Genomic DNA, 13,979 nt, shown 5'->3' with positions numbered 1-13,979 from the left:
CTACTTCTGGACACATCGTTGACACCTTTCGGTCGCTGCTACTTAACATGCATGCATAACAGCGCACCTGATCAGGGCGCTCTCGCATTCAGCAGACAGGTCGACGCGAGATGCTCAGCACCCTTCCGGCCGACACCGGCCTCCCCTCCCGCAGCGCCACGGCAGCCGACGCCTGGTGGCGCGACGCGGTGATCTACCAGGTCTACGTCCGCAGCTTCCTCGACAGCACCGGGGACGGCATCGGCGACCTGGCCGGCGTCCGGGCCGGGCTGCCCTACCTCCGCAAGCTCGGTGTCGACGGCATCTGGCTCAGCCCCTTCTACCCGTCGCCGCAGCACGACCACGGCTACGACGTCGCCGACTACCGCGGCGTCGACCCCGTCTACGGCGACCTCGCCGAGTTCGACCGGCTGGTCGCCGACGCCCACCGCCTCGGCCTCAAGCTGCTCCTCGACATCGTCCCCAACCACTGCTCCAGCGAGCACCCGTGGTTCCGCGACGCCCTCGCCGCCGGCCCCGGCGGCGCCGCCCGCTCCCGCTTCCACTTCGCCCCCGGCCGCGGCCCGGACGGTGCGCAGCCCCCCAACAACTGGCGCGCCATGTTCGGCGGCCCCGCCTGGAGCCGGATCACCGAGCCCGACGGCACCCCCGGGGACTGGTACCTGCACCTGTTCACGCCCGAGCAGCCCGACCTGAACTGGCGCGACCCGGCCGTCGGCGACGAGTTCGAGCAGGTCCTGCGCTTCTGGCTGGACCGCGGAGTCGACGGCTTCCGCATCGACGTCGCCGCAGGCCTGTACAAGCACCCCGAGCTGCCCGACTCGGACGACCCGGAAGCCGACGAGCGGGCCCGCGACGCCGTCAACCAGCTGGCCTGGAACCAGCCCGAGGTCCACGGCGTGTGGCGCCGCTGGCGCGCGGTGTGCGAGGAGTACACCGCCCGCGACGGACACGAGCGGCTGCTGGTCGGCGAGGTGTCCGTGCCGACCGCCCGCGAGCACGCCGAGTACGTCCGCCCCGACGAGCTGCACCAGGCGTTCTTCTTCGACCTGCTCAGCGCACCCTGGGACGCCGGCGCCTTCCGCCGGACCATCACCGACGCGGTACGCGACATCGCCGGCACCGGCTCCACCGTCACCTGGGTCCTCAACAACCACGACCAGGTCCGCACCGTCACCCGCTACGCGGGCGAGCCCGGCGTGGAGGGCAGCGGACTCGGCGCCGCCCGCGCCCGCGCCGCCGCCCTGCTGATGCTCGCCCTCCCCGGCGCGGCCTACGTCTACCAGGGCGAGGAGCTCGGCCTCCCCGAGGTCCTCGACCTGCCCGACGAGGTCCTCACCGACCCGATCTTCCACCGCACCGGCAGCCGCAAGCACATCCGGGACGGCTGCCGAGTCCCCCTGCCCTGGTCCGGGCACGCCTCCCCGTTCGGCTTCAGCCAGGCGTCGGCCGACATCAAGCCGTGGCTGCCGCAGCCCGCCTGGTTCGCCGAGCACACCACCGACCGCGCCCTCACCGACACCCGTTCCTTCTGGCACCTCTACCGCGACGGCCTCCAGCTGCGGCGCAGCCTCCCGCAGCTCGGCGACGGCACCCTGCGCTGGCTGGACACGCCCCCGCACGTGCTGGCGATGGTCCGCGGCGACGGCCTGGTCTGCGCGGTCAACTTCGGCACGGAGCCGGTGCCCGCACCGGTGCCCGGGACCCCGCTCCTCGCCAGCGGCCCGTGCCCCGACGGCGTGCTCCCCGCCGCCACCGCCGCCTGGTGGACGGGAGAGTTCCCCGCCCCGTAAGCCCCGCAGGCACCACCGCCCGCCCCTCCACCGCTCTCCTCCCCACGCTCCCCACCCGCCCCTCACCCGCCCCTTCGCAAAAGGAGCTCCTCATGCGACGACCCAGCACGACGCCCCGACGCATCGCGGCCACCACCTCGGCGGCCCTCGTCCTCGCCCTCGGTGCCACCGCCTGCGGCGGCAGCACCACCGGACCCGCCTCCGGCGGTGAGCTGAACGGCCAGACCGTGACCGTGGCCGGCGTCTGGACCGGCAGCGAGCAGAAGAACTTCAAGAAGGTCCTGGACGCCTTCACCGCGAAGACCGGCGCCAAGACGGTCTTCGTCCCCTCCGGCGACAACGTCTCCACCTTCGTCGGGAGCAAGATCGAGGGCGGCAACGCCCCCGACGTGGTGATGGTCCCCCAGGTCGGCGTCCTGAAGCAGTTCGCCAAGGAGGGCTGGCTCCAGCCCCTCTCCGACGAGGCCGCCAAGACCGCCGACTCCTCCCTCGCCCCGGTGTGGAAGAACTACGGCACCGTCGACGGCGCGTACTACGGCCTCTACTTCAAGGCCGCCCACAAGTCCACCGTCTGGTACGCCCCCGACGCCTTCACCCAGGCCGGCGCCGGCGAGCCCAAGAGCTGGGCCGACCTGCTGAAGACCGGCCGCTCGCTCGCCGACTCCGGCCGCCCGGCCTTCGCCGTGGCCGGCGAGGACGGCTGGACCCTCACCGACTGGTTCGAGAACATCTACCTCTCCCAGGCCGGCCCGGAGAAGTACGACCAGCTCGCCCAGCACAAGATCAAGTGGACCGACGACAGCGTCGTCAGGGCCCTCACCACCCTCGGTGAGCTGTTCAAGGACAAGCAGCTCGTCGCCGGCGGCGCCGAGACGGCCCTCCAGACCGACTTCCCCTCCTCCGTCGAGCAGGTCTTCGGCCCCCAGCCCAAGGCGGGCATGGTCTACGAGGGCGACTTCGTCGGCGGCGTCGCCAAGGACCAGTTCGGCAAGAAGCTCGGCACCGACGCCAAGTTCTTCCCGTTCCCCGCCGTCGACGGCGGCAAGGCGCCGGTCGTCAGCGGCGGCGACGCGGCCGTCGTCCTCAAGCAGGGCAAGAACGGCAAGGCCGGCATGAAGCTGGTCGAGTTCCTCGCCTCCCCCGAGGCGGCCGAGGTCTGGGCCGGTGCCGGCGGCTTCCTGTCCCCGAACAACAAGGTCGCCCTCTCCGCGTACGGCGACGACACCACCCGCAGCACGGCCGAGTCCCTCGTCGCGGCCGGCGACACCGTCCGCTTCGACATGTCGGACCAGGCCCCGGCCGCGTTCGGCGGCACCAAGGGCGCGGGCGAGTGGAAGCTCCTCCAGGACTTCCTGCGCGACCCGTCGGACCCGCAGGGCACCGCCGCGAAGCTCGAAGCCGAGGCCGCCAAGGCCTACGGGAACTGAGGCGGCCCCCCATGGCTGACACGCTCACCGCCCGCGCCGCGGCCGACCCGCGGCGCCGGGCCCGGAGGAGGCAGCGCCGCCTCGCCGTCCTCTTCGTCCTGCCGGCCCTGCTCCTCCTCGGCGCACTGGTCGTCTACCCGGTCGTCTTCTCCTTCGTCCGCAGCCTCTTCGACGCCAGCGGCGACCGGTTCGTCGGAGCCGGGAACTACGCGGCCCTCGTCCAGGACCCGGCCACCCTGAAGGCCATCCGCAACAGCACCATCTGGGTCGTCGTCGCCCCGACCCTGCTCACCGGCCTCGGCCTGGTGCTCGCCGTGCTCACCGAGAAGGTGCGCTGGGCGACCGCCTTCAAGCTGGTGCTCTTCCTGCCGATGGCCGTCTCGTTCCTGGCCGCCGGCATCATCTTCCGCCTCGCCTACGAGCAGAACCCCGACCGGGGCGTGCTCAACGCGGTGGCCGTCGGCATCCACGACACCTTCGAGGACGCCGCCGCCTACCCGACCGCCCGCCCCCGCGAAGGCCACGGCATCGAGGGAGGCGCGGGCGGCCCGTACAGCACCGAGAAGCCGGTACGCCCCGGCGACCCGGTCAGCCTCGGCTTCGTCGGCGTGGCACCCGGCGCGATACCCGCCGGCGCCACGGCCGCGGCCGCACCGCCGGCACCCGGCAGCGACACCATCGCGGGCGTCGTCTACCTGGACTTCGCCCCCGGCGGAGCCGGCACCCCCGGCACGGTCGACCCGGGCGAGAAGGGCCTGCCCGGCATGACCGTCGAGGCCGTGCGGGACGGCACGGTGGCCGCGACCGCCACCGCCGGACCGGACGGATCGTTCCGCCTCACCGGGCTGGCCGCCGGCGAGTACACCGTCCGGCTGCCCGCGGCCAACTTCGCCGCCCCCTACCAGGGCGTGAACTGGCTGGGCCCGGCCCTGGTGACGCCGGCCATCATCGGCGCCTACCTGTGGGTGTGGACCGGCTTCGCGATGGTGCTGATCGGCGCCGGGCTCGCGACCATCCCGCGCGACGCGCTGGAGGCGGCCCGGATGGACGGTGCCACCGAGGGCCAGATCTTCCGCAGGATCACCGTGCCGCTCCTGGCCCCGGTCCTCACCGTCGTCTTCGTCACCCTGGTGATCAACGTGATGAAGGTCTTCGACCTCGTCTACATCATCGCTCCCGGACCGGTCCAGGAAGAGGCGAACGTACTGGCCACCCGCATGTGGCTGGTCTCCTTCGGCGGCGGCAACGACCAGGGCCTCGGCAGCGCGCTCAGCATCGTGCTCCTCCTGCTGGTCGTCCCCGCGATGGTCTTCAACATCCGGCGGTTCCGAAGGAGTGGAACATGAGCAGCCAGGGCACCATCGAACGCCGGCCGTCCGGGCGGGCGACGGCCCTCCGGCCCGCTCCCGTCCCGTCCCCGCCCGGGCCGCGCCGCGGCAACCGGCTGTCCCGCCTGCTCGGCAGCTCGGCCGTCCAGGCCCTGCTGATGCTGGTCGCCCTCGTGTGGATCACCCCGCTGGCCGGACTGCTGCTGTCCTCGATGCGCTCCGAGCAGGACAACGCCTCCGGCGGCTGGTGGACCGCCCTCACCGATCCGTCACAGCTGTCCCTGGACAACTACGGCGCCCTGCTGGAGGACTCCGGCATCGCGGCGGCCTTCGGCAACACCGTCCTGATCTCGGTGCCCACCACCGTCCTGGTGGTCGGCATCGCGGCCCTGGCCGGCTACGCCTTCGCCTGGCTGGAGTTCCCCGGCAGGGACGGCGTCTTCCTGGTGGTGGTCGGACTGCTGGTCGTCCCCGTGCAGATCGGCCTGCTGCCCGTCGCCAAGCTGTTCGGCGCGGTCGGACTCTTCGGCACGATCCCGGGCGTCGTCCTCTTCCACGTCGCCTACGGGCTCCCGTTCGCGGTCTTCCTGCTCCGCAACTACTTCGCCGAGATCCCGCGCGAGATGCTGGAGGCCGCCCGGATGGACGGCGGCACCGAGTGGCGGATCTTCTTCCGGCTCGTGCTGCCGCTCGGCCGCCCGGCCATCGCGAGCCTGGCCATCTTCCAGTTCCTCTGGGTCTGGAACGACATGCTCGTGGCGCTGCTCTTCGCGGACAGCGGGTCCCAGCCGCTCACGGTCGCGCTGCAGTCCCAGATCAGGCAGTTCGGCAGCAACATCGGCGTCCTCGCGCCGGGCGCGTTCCTGTCCCTGGTGGTCCCGCTCGTCGTCTTCTTCGCCTTCCAGCGGCACTTCGTGCAGGGCGTGATGGCAGGATCGGTGAAGTAGATGCTGCCGGTGAAGTAGATGCTGCCGGTGAAACAAGCGCTGCCGGTGAAACAAGCGCTGCCGGCGAAACAGCACCGCGCGTTCCGCGTTCGACGACGGCCTCCCCCTCCCGCAACCGGGAGGGGGAGGCCGCCGCTGTCAGGCCGAGGGGGCCTCGCCGACCGGGCGGATCACCACCGGGTACTCGGGGGAGCCGGCCGGCACCGGGCACTGGGTGATCCGGGCCGCGATCGCGGTGACGCGGTCGACGCCGGAGCACTCCAGCAGCCAGTAACCGGCGGTGAGGACGTCGGTGTCGGCGTACGGATGGTCGGTGACCACCGGCTCGCGGCCGGGCGAGCCGGTGACGAACCGGGCCTCGGCGGGTGCGGTGAATCCCTGCGCGTCCAGGAGTTCCCCGGAGGCGGTGAGTTCCGCGTTGAGCTCGTTCATGAAGGCGACCATGGCCGTGATCTCGTCACTGCCCCACCGGGGAGCGGGCGATTCCTTGCCCTCCATCGCGTCGTAGTCCGCCTGGTTCGCCTGGACCGTCACGAAGTACTTCATCTCCCCAGCCAACCAGCTCCCGGTCCGCCGGGCCGGTTCCCGGACGGGCCGGGTCCGCGAGTTCCCCCGGGCGGCGGGACGCCGGCGCGGGTGACGCCTCAGGAGGGCCTGGCTCCCGGTTCCTCGGCGAGGCGTTCCTTCTCCGCCTTGAGCTTGCGCCACACCACGCCGAGGGCTGCCATGTCCTGGTCGTCGAGGAGCTCCGTGAAGACCGGGGCCAGTGCTTCCCTGCGGGTGGCGTCGGCCTCGGCGAAGACCCGGTGGCCCTCGTCGGTGAGGGAGACCTCGACCGACCGCGCGTCGCGCGTCGAGGGGGTACGGGACACCAGGCCGCGGGACTGGAGGGCGTCGACGACGCGTGAGACCTGGCTGCGGCTGAGCATGGTGCTGTTGCCGAGGACGGAGGCGGGCACCGGGTCGGGGCTGGACGCCAGCCACAGCATGACCTCGAACCAGGACACGGGGAGGTCGTGCGCCCTGGTGAGGGCCCGGTCGACGCGCTCGGTCAGTACCGTGCCGGCCCAGACGAGCCCGTAGAAGGCGTAATCGGCGTCGGGCATCTCGGCCTGGGTCAGTTTCTTCGACATGGATCGAGTATAGGGAGGCGGGTTGCGTGTGCACACACACAAGTCTATGGTTGTGTGTGCACGCACATAAGACGTCCGTCCGAAAGGCCCCGCCATGTCCGCCGCACCTGCCACCCCCCGTACCGTCCTGATCACCGGAACCTCCTCCGGGATCGGCCTCGCCGCCGCAGTCGCCGCCGCCCTGGCCGGCTGGCGCACGATCGCCACCCTCCGCGACCCCCGGCGCGCCGACGCCCTGCGCAAGGCCGCCGCCGAAGCGGGCGTCGAGCTCGACATCCGGCAGCTCGACGTGACGGACGAGGCCTCCGTCGCCGCCGCCGTGGACGGCGTGATCGCCGACTACGGCCGACTGGACGCCGTCGTCAACAACGCCGGCGCCGGCCACCTCGGCACCCTGGAGAACGACTCCCTCGCCGACATCCGCAAGGTCATGGAGGTCAACTTCTTCGGCGTGCTGAACGTCTCCAAGGCCGCCCTCCCGCACCTGCGCGCCACCGGCGGCCGCCTGGTCACCGTCACCAGCGTCGGCGGCGTCGTCGGCCAGCCGTTCAACGAGGCCTACTGCGCCGCCAAGTTCGCCGTCGAGGGCTACATGGAGAGCCTGGCCCCCGTCGCCCGCACCCTCGGCGTCAGCGTGTCCGTCGTCGAACCCGGCGCCGTGGCCACCGAGTTCGTGAACAACATCGGCTTCGACATCGAGGCCGACATCGACGCCGGCCCGTACACCGACGCGCTCCGCCACTACATCGACCGCACCGTCGCGCAGTTCCTGGACGGCACCGCCCAGACCCCGGCCGGCGCGGCGGAGGCGGTCATGGAGGCCCTCACCGCCGAGCAGCCCGCGTTCCGGCTCCAGACCACCGACTGGGCCCGCGGCTTCGTCGGCACCAAGCTGGCCGACACGGACGGCTCCGCGGTCCAGGCCCTCACCTCCGCCTGGGTCGCCTGACCGTATGGCCGCCTGACCGCGTGGCCCCGTGGCCGTCCGTCAGTTCCCGAACGCGGCCATGGTCAGGCGCTGGGACACCGCCGGGGCGCCGTTGACGGAGGACGACGCGGTGCCCACCGCGTAGACCCCGCGCCGGTTGAGGTCGCGCGTGGCGAAGATGCCGCTGCGGTACCCCCGATCGGAGCCCGTCTTGCCCCACAGGACCGAACCGTCGGGCAGCGGCACGGACATCAGGCCGACGCTGAAGCAGGCCGTGCCCTTGCCGGGACCGGTGTTGCAGTGGGAATCGTCGGCATACGGCAGCGGCTTGCCGTCGGCGCCCTTCGGCACGGAGAACAACTCCGCGGCCTGCTCCGGCCGCAGCAGCCGCCCGTCGAACAGGCCGGTGATGAACCGGTTCAGGTCGCCCGTGGTGGAGGTCATGCTCGCGGGCAGCCCGCCCTGCACGTTGACGTCCGTCAGCTCGCCGGTGCTCCTCGGCAGGTAGCCGGGCAGGTACGGCCGCGGCACGGGCGTGCTGCGGCCCGGAGCGGCGGCCTTGGTCTCCCGCATCTTCAGCGGCTTCAGGATGCGGGTGGTCACCTCGTACTGGTACGAGTGCCCGGTGATCTCCTCGATGAGCTTGCCGGCGACGCGGTAGCCGAAGGAGTTGTACTCCTGCCGGGTGCCGGGCCGGAAGTGCGGGCCGGGCGCCGGCCTGCCCTCCGGGCGGAGCGTCTGCCGGATCACCTCGTCGAAGGTGAGGTAGTCGAACCGGCGCTCGATCTCCTCGTCCGGGGACAAGGCCGGCGCGCCTTCGAGGTCGTGGGGCAGGCCGCTGGTGTGGTCGAGCAGCTGCCGTACGCTGATCGGCTCCCGGAACCGGTCCTCCGGCAGCAGCCCGGGCAGATAGTGCTGGACGCTCCGGTCCAGGTCGACCCGGCCCTCGGCGGACAGCTGGAGCAGGATCACCGCCTCCATGGGCTTGCTGATACTGCCGATCCGGAAGTGGGCATCGGGGCTGATGCGCTTGCCGGTGACGGCGTCCCCGGAGGTGCCGCGCCACGTCTCCCCGTTCTTGTGGACCTCGGCCACGACACCGGCGGCACCGTCGTCCGGGCGCAGGGCGATCGCCTCGCGCAGTGCGGCCGGGTTCAGGCCCGTGCCGGGCCCGGCGGCGGCAGCCTGCGCGGGGGCGACGGCGCCGAACACCACGGCTGCGGCGAGGGGGAGGGCCAGGGGAAGGGCAGAAGAACGACGCACGGCACATCTCCACTGGGCAGGAGGGAACAAGATGATTCGATCTTGGTCTGCCTGCCCGCCCGCTGCGACGGGGATCCCCCGGACCCGACCCCGAAACGACCCTGACTCCGCATCAGGGAAGCCGCCGGGGGAAGCGTCCGGGGCGTCACCCGTGGGTCGGTGCGTTCCCTCGGATCCCTCAGCCCTCGGGGTGCGGAGGTTCCACGTCCTTGGAGAGGGGGACCTGTCCGGTGTTGTCGACGTGCCGGGCCGAGACCCAGACGGGCCTGTCCCGCAGCAGGTACCAGATGCTGTTGCCGTCGATGTCCTGGGCGTGGACCTTGCTCATGAGGCCGATCTCCGCACCGTGGGTGAGGGTGCCGGAGACGGCGGAATCGGTGCTGGGATACCTGCGCAGGTTGACGCCGTTGGCGCTGACGACCGTACCGAAGGGCTGCTGCGGGCTGGGCATCTCTTCCTCCAGGGCATGGCTGGTGGCGGTGATCGCCGCGCCCGGTATCCGGGCGCGCTGACCGCAGACTAGCGTCACCCGACCGCTACAGCCGGTGATGCCCGTGATGCGTGGTGTCACGTTGCGTGTCACCGTGGGGGAGGAGAAACCATTCGTCGCGAGGAGTCGCCGTCATGGGCGGTATGCAGGACAAGCGCCGGAAGCCGGGCAAGGGGCGCGAGGAGCAGCAGCACCGCAGCGGCCAGGACCCCACCCAGTCGGGCGGCGGCCAGGAAGGCGGCCGGGGCAAGAGCCCCGAGGAGCTCAGGCGCCGTCAGGACGAGATGACGCGCCGGCGGGACGAGGACGAGACGCGCGACGACGAGCGCTGACCGCGGCCGCGGCCCCGCCGTCGCGCCGTTGCACCCACGCACGCAGGGCCCGGCCGGGGTTCGCCGTCCATCACCTCGGCCGGGCCCTGTCATGTGCTCAGGCGGAGTGGGGCGTGCTCACGGGCCGGGCGGGCGGGTGCCCGCGATCCAGCGCTGGACCGCCGCGTTGGCCGCGTCGTCGAGGGCGGACAGGACTTCGATGGCGTGCAGGTCGCCGGCGAGCGGCGGGATGCCCGCCGCGGTCAGGGCCGCGTGCAGTTCGAGGCGCCGGCGGTGCACCGCGCCGATCCGGCCCGCCGACCGCTCCGCGCGGTCCCGCGCCGGGTCCGGAAGCGGTCCGGGGGCAGGCGCAAGGGCGGCGGTGGTCTCGTGGTCCTCGAAGTCCCGCGCCCCGGGGAACCGGTAGGGATCGAGCGCGTCCTGCGGTGTCGGCGAAGGGGAAGAACCTCGCCAGGTGTGCATGCAAGAACCTCCTGCGTTCTGTCGCTGGTGGCAGGGATCAGCGCTGCGGCTGATCCTGCAGAGCAAGGGCGCCGGCGGCGATCACCTCGGCGAGCTGGTTGGCGAGCGCCACGCCGCATCCGCCGAGCCGGACGAATCCGCGGCAGCCCACGGGGCCGTCGTTGGCGAGGGAGGGGAGGACCAGACCGGCGAGGGCGAGAGCGGCCTGGAGGTTGGCCACGGCGTCCTGTCCGGCCTGGTAAGCGGAGTCCTGGAGCTGCCTGTACCGGATCCGCTCGGCGTAGGAGGGCTCATGCATCATTTCTGCTGTCCTCATCTTCGGGAAGCGAGGGGGAGGTGAGGGAGGAGGGGGCGCGTCGCGCGTGCGTTCGTGCTCGGGGGCGGTGACGGAAAGGTGCCCTGCAGAGATTGCGTACAGCCCGTGACCTGTTGGTTTTGGCTGTCGTTCCTGAGATGTAAACGATCATTCCGGTGCTCCGGGAAGGGCCGCGTTCTCCATGCAGTTATCGGCTGTCGCCCCATCGCCCGTGTCTTCGTTCCCGGCGCCTTCCACGGCAGGGCGGCGAAGGGCGGGCGGGCAGGACAGAGGCGCGGCCGTCATGCCCCGTAGTGGAACGTGGGGCCGGGGGAGGGCATCCGGTTCCGGTGGCGCGGCATGGGGTTGCGCGGCGGTCGCGTGAGCGTGATCTGGCGTACGAGCTGCTGGAAGCAGGCGAGCGCGGCGATGGCCGGAAGCGTGGCCGCGGCCTGGGCGGCAAGTGTTCTGGGCGCCTGGGCCACGCACAGGAATGTGGCAAGTGTGGAGAACAACAAGACGATGGACCAGGAATGGACGGCGCGACGCTGGTGCAGGGCGGCCCGCAGGATGGACAGGGAGGCGACCATCCAGGGCCCGTAGATCAGCAGCGGCCACCAGCTGACGACGTCGTGCGCGGTGCGGGGCGTGGCACTGTGCCGCAGGGCGTCACAGATGGCCAGGCCGCTGAACACGCTCACCACGGCGGCGATCACGGCGACCAGCACGGCGGTGAAGAGGCTCCCCGTTCGCAGCAGTGTCGCGAACGGCGACTTCGACGCGGCGTGGCGGTGCCCGCCGGAGGTTTGCGTCGGCGGCAGCCCGACGACGCTCGGCGGTCCGACGACGCCCGCAGGCCCGACGGCTCCCGTGGGTCCCGTGGGTCCCGGGACATTCGCCGTTCCGGTGGCCATGTTCGTCGAGCCGAGTGCGTCGGTCGTCTCGTCGAAGACGACGCGGTCGAAGGACTCCGCCTGCCTGGGGTGCATGGAATGCGCCATGGAATGCGGCATGGAGTGCGGCATGGAGTCCTGCAGCAGGTAGGCGAGCTCCTCCGCAGGGTCCCACGGGCTGCCCACCTGGCCGAGCACGAGTGGTGACTGCCCCGCCGCGGCGGGCTGTTCGATGTCCGGACCCGTCCAGAACATGCGCGTATCCGGCTGGGGAAGGGAGCCGCTCATGTCGTGGTGACCGTATGTCTCAAACACGGGAGGCCATCCCTGCGTATACGCCGACGCACGTGGCGGACGGGGCGGCCGGCGGCGTCGAGCGCCGGTCGAACTCGCTGTGGATCGCGCTCATCGCGTGCAGGAAATCCTCGAAGATCGAGGACGTGTAATTCAGCTCGATCTTCCGCCCCTCATGCTGCAGGGTCGCGTTCAGACCCGGCCCCAGGCCCGACGACCCGGGCGTGAAGGTCCAGTTCCCCATCCGGGTCGCCGCGTGAGGGCGCGGGCGCCCCTCCTCTTCCGCATGCCGACGGAAGCCTGCCGAGTGGTTTGCTGTTGTCATAGTCCAACCAACGCTCCCGACGGCGTACTGGGTATGCGCCAAGCAGGTGATGATGACGCGGCGACCGCGCGTTGACCCGCTCCCGTGCGGCCGTTCGGTTCGGCCCGAACAGGTCCGCTCCGCCGCGGCCTTGGCCGGCCCCGCCGCATTCCCGCAGCTCAACAAGGTGACGGTACGGCCGTGGGGTGCACCGTGGCGCAGGCGCGCCGGGCGCGGGGAGAGCGGGGCGCGCACGGCGCACGGTGAACTCCGGTCCCGCACCGCAACCCGCGTGGCTGCAATGAGGTGACAGGGCGCAACCCTGCATATGCCCCTGCGTTATGTCGAGGTGTTGCCGAGGGCTCCTGCTGCGGGCCCCTCTTGATCGAATCACCGCCGGAAAGGATCCGCCGTGCCAGACGTCTTCCTGAGGATCATGCTGATCTGTGCTGCGCTGGGTGTTTTCGGGGCCGCGTGGAGGTCATCCGGAGTGGGGGGACTGTGCCACAGGGACGCCCTTGAACTCAGGCGCCAGCAACGTTTCCGGGACGTCCTGACCCTGAACACGCATGCCGTCTGGCTCGCCCATCAGGAAGCGGCGGTGGCGGCGGCCGTGGAGCCCGTGCCCGTGCCGGAACTCACCCGGGGCGCGCCGTGCGCCGCGTGCGGAGCCTCGTCCGGTGTCGTCGGGTGGGGCGAACCGTAGCAGCGCCGGGCGCGGCGTGCCCGGCGTTCACGGCATGCGGGGTGGCCGGCCCGTGCCCGTGTGGGAGCGGATGGTGTCGCCGATGAACCGGCGGCTCTGTTCCGGGCCGAGGGCCTGCGCCTGCAGGTGGTCGTACATGCGGTGGTACGGGTGGCGGTCGGCGGGCTTTTCCAGATACAGGTCGCCGGTGAACCGTTCCAGGTACACGACTCCCGCGTCGGTGCCCGGGAACGTGAGGATGGAGAACTGGCCGGAGAGGCCGGGATGGGCTCCCGCGCTGTGCGGGAGGACCTGCAGGGTGATGTGCGGCTGGCTGCTCAAGTGGTTCAGGTGCGCGAGTTGTTCACGCATGATGCCGGGGTTGCCGACACTGCGGTGCAGGGCGGATTCGTCCAGGACCGTCCATAACCGGAAGGGCCGGGCGGGGTGGTGGGCGCGGTGCTGGCGCCGCAGCCGCACATCGAGCCGGGCCTCGGCCTGTTCGGGGGTGATGTGAGGGTTCGATTCCGTGATGACGGCCGCCGCGTAGGCGCGTGTCTGGAGCAGGCCGGGGATCACGAGCGGATCGTAGGAGTGGATGGAGGCGGCCTCCGTCTCCATGCCGATGTACACCCTGTAGGGGACGTCGGCGTAGGCGACCCACCAGCCCCGGCGACCCGACTCCCTCGCCATCAGCATCAGCGAGCCGACGACCGCCTGATCGGTGACCTCGTACAGCTCGCACAGATCGCGCACGTCACGGGGGTTGATGGCCCGGCGGCCGGTCTCGATCAGGCTGATCTTGGACTGGGACACCAGCAGTCGGCCGGCGACCTGCCGGTGCGTCATCCCCGCGGCATGGCGCAGTCGGCGGAGTTCCGCGCCCAGGCGGCGCCTTCTGATGGTGGGGCTTCCGTTCGCCGTCATGGGCGGTCTCCCTCCAACTCCAAGACCTCACACAGGAATGCACACCCCAGGGCCGAAGCGGCAAAAGCATTCTGCATACCCAAACCGGTACAGAGTGAACCCCCATCGCGAAGATCACCTATCCGGCTCACAAGAGCACTGCCACGGACTCCGTCCGGTACCCCGCGTCAGCAGCAGTACCGCCCCCCAACCCGCCCGGGGCAACCCGAATCCCTGTGCAACCGCCCCCGGTGACACGCCCAACGAACCGTCACCGGACCGGACGCGGGCGTGCAGCCACCGCATGTGTTGATCGTATGAGCGATCGCCGGGAGGCAGGCATCAGCGATCAGACGGTCCGTCAGCCACGCGTTCGCGCAAGGCTGTTCACACCAGGCGTGGGCAGGCAGCGGGTCGAGGACGCGCCGGAGCCGGCGGGTGCCGGCATCGCGGGCGGGGTCGTGCCGCAAGGTTCTCCAGAGCGACCGGCTCCCCCGCC

Annotated in this window: 15 protein-coding genes; 6 read left to right on the top strand and 9 right to left on the bottom strand. The window is 71.4% G+C overall.

All coding sequences use genetic code 11. The features are described 5' to 3' along the window. Nucleotides 1-110 precede the first annotated feature (110 nt). From ACIQUT_RS15300 to ACIQUT_RS15285, 4 genes are all read left to right on the top strand, one after another. Nucleotides 111-1,793, top strand: coding sequence for a glycoside hydrolase family 13 protein (locus ACIQUT_RS15300; protein ID WP_403563260.1), 1,683 nt, complete (start codon nt 111-113; stop codon nt 1,791-1,793). 92 nt (nt 1,794-1,885) lie between these two features. After that, complete coding sequence (locus ACIQUT_RS15295) at nt 1,886-3,220, top strand: ABC transporter substrate-binding protein (RefSeq protein ID WP_403563258.1); 1,335 nt, start codon at nt 1,886-1,888, stop codon at nt 3,218-3,220. A gap of 11 nt (nt 3,221-3,231) precedes the next feature. After that, complete coding sequence (locus tag ACIQUT_RS15290; protein WP_403563255.1) at nt 3,232-4,566, top strand: ABC transporter permease subunit; 1,335 nt, start codon at nt 3,232-3,234, stop codon at nt 4,564-4,566. 140 nt (nt 4,567-4,706) lie between these two features. Continuing rightward, nucleotides 4,707-5,495, top strand: a complete 789-nt coding sequence (locus tag ACIQUT_RS15285) for a carbohydrate ABC transporter permease (RefSeq protein WP_403563667.1) — start codon at nt 4,707-4,709, stop codon at nt 5,493-5,495. Between the two features lie 138 nt (nt 5,496-5,633). Here the strand turns inward: ACIQUT_RS15285 and ACIQUT_RS15280 are convergent, their stop codons facing one another. Next, nucleotides 5,634-6,041, bottom strand: coding sequence for a YciI family protein (locus ACIQUT_RS15280; protein ID WP_403563253.1), 408 nt, complete (start codon nt 6,039-6,041; stop codon nt 5,634-5,636). A 98-nt stretch (nt 6,042-6,139) separates the two neighbouring features. Next, a complete protein-coding gene (locus tag ACIQUT_RS15275) occupies nt 6,140-6,628 on the bottom strand; it encodes a MarR family winged helix-turn-helix transcriptional regulator (protein WP_403563252.1) in 489 nt (162 codons plus the stop codon). Nucleotides 6,629-6,722: 94 nt separating this feature from the next. Between ACIQUT_RS15275 and ACIQUT_RS15270 the strand changes: the two genes are divergently transcribed. Next, on the top strand, nt 6,723-7,577 hold the full coding sequence (locus tag ACIQUT_RS15270) for an SDR family NAD(P)-dependent oxidoreductase (RefSeq protein WP_403563250.1): 855 nt from the start codon (nt 6,723-6,725) through the stop codon (nt 7,575-7,577). A gap of 39 nt (nt 7,578-7,616) precedes the next feature. Here the strand turns inward: ACIQUT_RS15270 and ACIQUT_RS15265 are convergent, their stop codons facing one another. Both ACIQUT_RS15265 and ACIQUT_RS15260 read right to left on the bottom strand, forming a co-directional pair. Further along, nucleotides 7,617-8,819 (bottom strand): serine hydrolase domain-containing protein, encoded by a 1,203-nt coding sequence (locus tag ACIQUT_RS15265; protein WP_403563248.1) that lies wholly within the window; start codon nt 8,817-8,819, stop codon nt 7,617-7,619. A gap of 178 nt (nt 8,820-8,997) precedes the next feature. Next, nucleotides 8,998-9,270 carry an SH3 domain-containing protein gene (locus ACIQUT_RS15260; protein ID WP_403563247.1) on the bottom strand — a complete coding sequence of 91 codons (273 nt, stop codon included), beginning with the start codon at nt 9,268-9,270 and terminating at the stop codon, nt 8,998-9,000. A 173-nt stretch (nt 9,271-9,443) separates the two neighbouring features. Here ACIQUT_RS15260 and ACIQUT_RS15255 point away from each other — a divergent pair, with 173 nt between their 5' ends. Beyond that, nucleotides 9,444-9,641 carry a hypothetical protein gene (locus tag ACIQUT_RS15255; RefSeq protein ID WP_403563245.1) on the top strand — a complete coding sequence of 66 codons (198 nt, stop codon included), beginning with the start codon at nt 9,444-9,446 and terminating at the stop codon, nt 9,639-9,641. Nucleotides 9,642-9,758: 117 nt separating this feature from the next. On the opposite strand, the gene ACIQUT_RS15250 is transcribed toward ACIQUT_RS15255, so the two are convergent. From ACIQUT_RS15250 to ACIQUT_RS15230, 5 genes are all read right to left on the bottom strand, one after another. Beyond that, on the bottom strand, nt 9,759-10,103 hold the full coding sequence (locus tag ACIQUT_RS15250) for a hypothetical protein (RefSeq protein ID WP_403563243.1): 345 nt from the start codon (nt 10,101-10,103) through the stop codon (nt 9,759-9,761). 37 nt (nt 10,104-10,140) lie between these two features. After that, nucleotides 10,141-10,404, bottom strand: coding sequence for a hypothetical protein (locus ACIQUT_RS15245; RefSeq protein WP_403563241.1), 264 nt, complete (start codon nt 10,402-10,404; stop codon nt 10,141-10,143). A 296-nt stretch (nt 10,405-10,700) separates the two neighbouring features. After that, a complete protein-coding gene (locus ACIQUT_RS15240) occupies nt 10,701-11,579 on the bottom strand; it encodes a hypothetical protein (RefSeq protein ID WP_403563239.1) in 879 nt (292 codons plus the stop codon). Between the two features lie 19 nt (nt 11,580-11,598). After that, the gene (locus tag ACIQUT_RS15235) at nt 11,599-11,829 is read right to left on the bottom strand and encodes a hypothetical protein (RefSeq protein WP_403563237.1); all 231 of its coding nucleotides are present in this window, start codon (nt 11,827-11,829) and stop codon (nt 11,599-11,601) included. 793 nt (nt 11,830-12,622) lie between these two features. Further along, the gene (locus ACIQUT_RS15230; protein WP_403563235.1) at nt 12,623-13,501 is read right to left on the bottom strand and encodes a helix-turn-helix domain-containing protein; all 879 of its coding nucleotides are present in this window, start codon (nt 13,499-13,501) and stop codon (nt 12,623-12,625) included. Nucleotides 13,502-13,979 lie beyond the last annotated feature (478 nt).

The sequence above is a fragment of the Streptomyces sp. NPDC090445 genome (genome assembly GCF_044769385.1).
Classification (GTDB): Bacteria; Actinomycetota; Actinomycetes; order Streptomycetales; family Streptomycetaceae; genus Streptomyces.
Note: the sequence above shows the minus strand (reverse complement) of the source record. Positions and strands in the feature narration are given on the sequence as shown.

Bases quoted from the DNA above. Each gene is read 5' to 3' on its own strand.
- ACIQUT_RS15285 (WP_403563667.1), top strand. From the start codon at position 4,707: ATGCTGGTCGCCCTCGTGTGGATCACCCCGCTGGCCGGACTGCTGCTG.
- ACIQUT_RS15255 (WP_403563245.1), top strand. From the start codon at position 9,444: ATGGGCGGTATGCAGGACAAGCGCCGGAAGCCGGGCAAGGGGCGCGAG.
- ACIQUT_RS15245 (WP_403563241.1), bottom strand. From the start codon at position 10,404: ATGATGCATGAGCCCTCCTACGCCGAGCGGATCCGGTACAGGCAGCTC.
- ACIQUT_RS15275 (WP_403563252.1), bottom strand. From the start codon at position 6,628: ATGTCGAAGAAACTGACCCAGGCCGAGATGCCCGACGCCGATTACGCC.
- ACIQUT_RS15230 (WP_403563235.1), bottom strand. From the start codon at position 13,501: ATGACGGCGAACGGAAGCCCCACCATCAGAAGGCGCCGCCTGGGCGCG.
- ACIQUT_RS15235 (WP_403563237.1), bottom strand. From the start codon at position 11,829: ATGGGGAACTGGACCTTCACGCCCGGGTCGTCGGGCCTGGGGCCGGGT.
- ACIQUT_RS15240 (WP_403563239.1), bottom strand. From the start codon at position 11,579: ATGAGCGGCTCCCTTCCCCAGCCGGATACGCGCATGTTCTGGACGGGT.
- ACIQUT_RS15300 (WP_403563260.1), top strand. From the start codon at position 111: ATGCTCAGCACCCTTCCGGCCGACACCGGCCTCCCCTCCCGCAGCGCC.
- ACIQUT_RS15295 (WP_403563258.1), top strand. From the start codon at position 1,886: ATGCGACGACCCAGCACGACGCCCCGACGCATCGCGGCCACCACCTCG.
- ACIQUT_RS15250 (WP_403563243.1), bottom strand. From the start codon at position 10,103: ATGCACACCTGGCGAGGTTCTTCCCCTTCGCCGACACCGCAGGACGCG.
- ACIQUT_RS15280 (WP_403563253.1), bottom strand. From the start codon at position 6,041: ATGAAGTACTTCGTGACGGTCCAGGCGAACCAGGCGGACTACGACGCG.
- ACIQUT_RS15290 (WP_403563255.1), top strand. From the start codon at position 3,232: ATGGCTGACACGCTCACCGCCCGCGCCGCGGCCGACCCGCGGCGCCGG.
- ACIQUT_RS15270 (WP_403563250.1), top strand. From the start codon at position 6,723: ATGTCCGCCGCACCTGCCACCCCCCGTACCGTCCTGATCACCGGAACC.
- ACIQUT_RS15260 (WP_403563247.1), bottom strand. From the start codon at position 9,270: ATGCCCAGCCCGCAGCAGCCCTTCGGTACGGTCGTCAGCGCCAACGGC.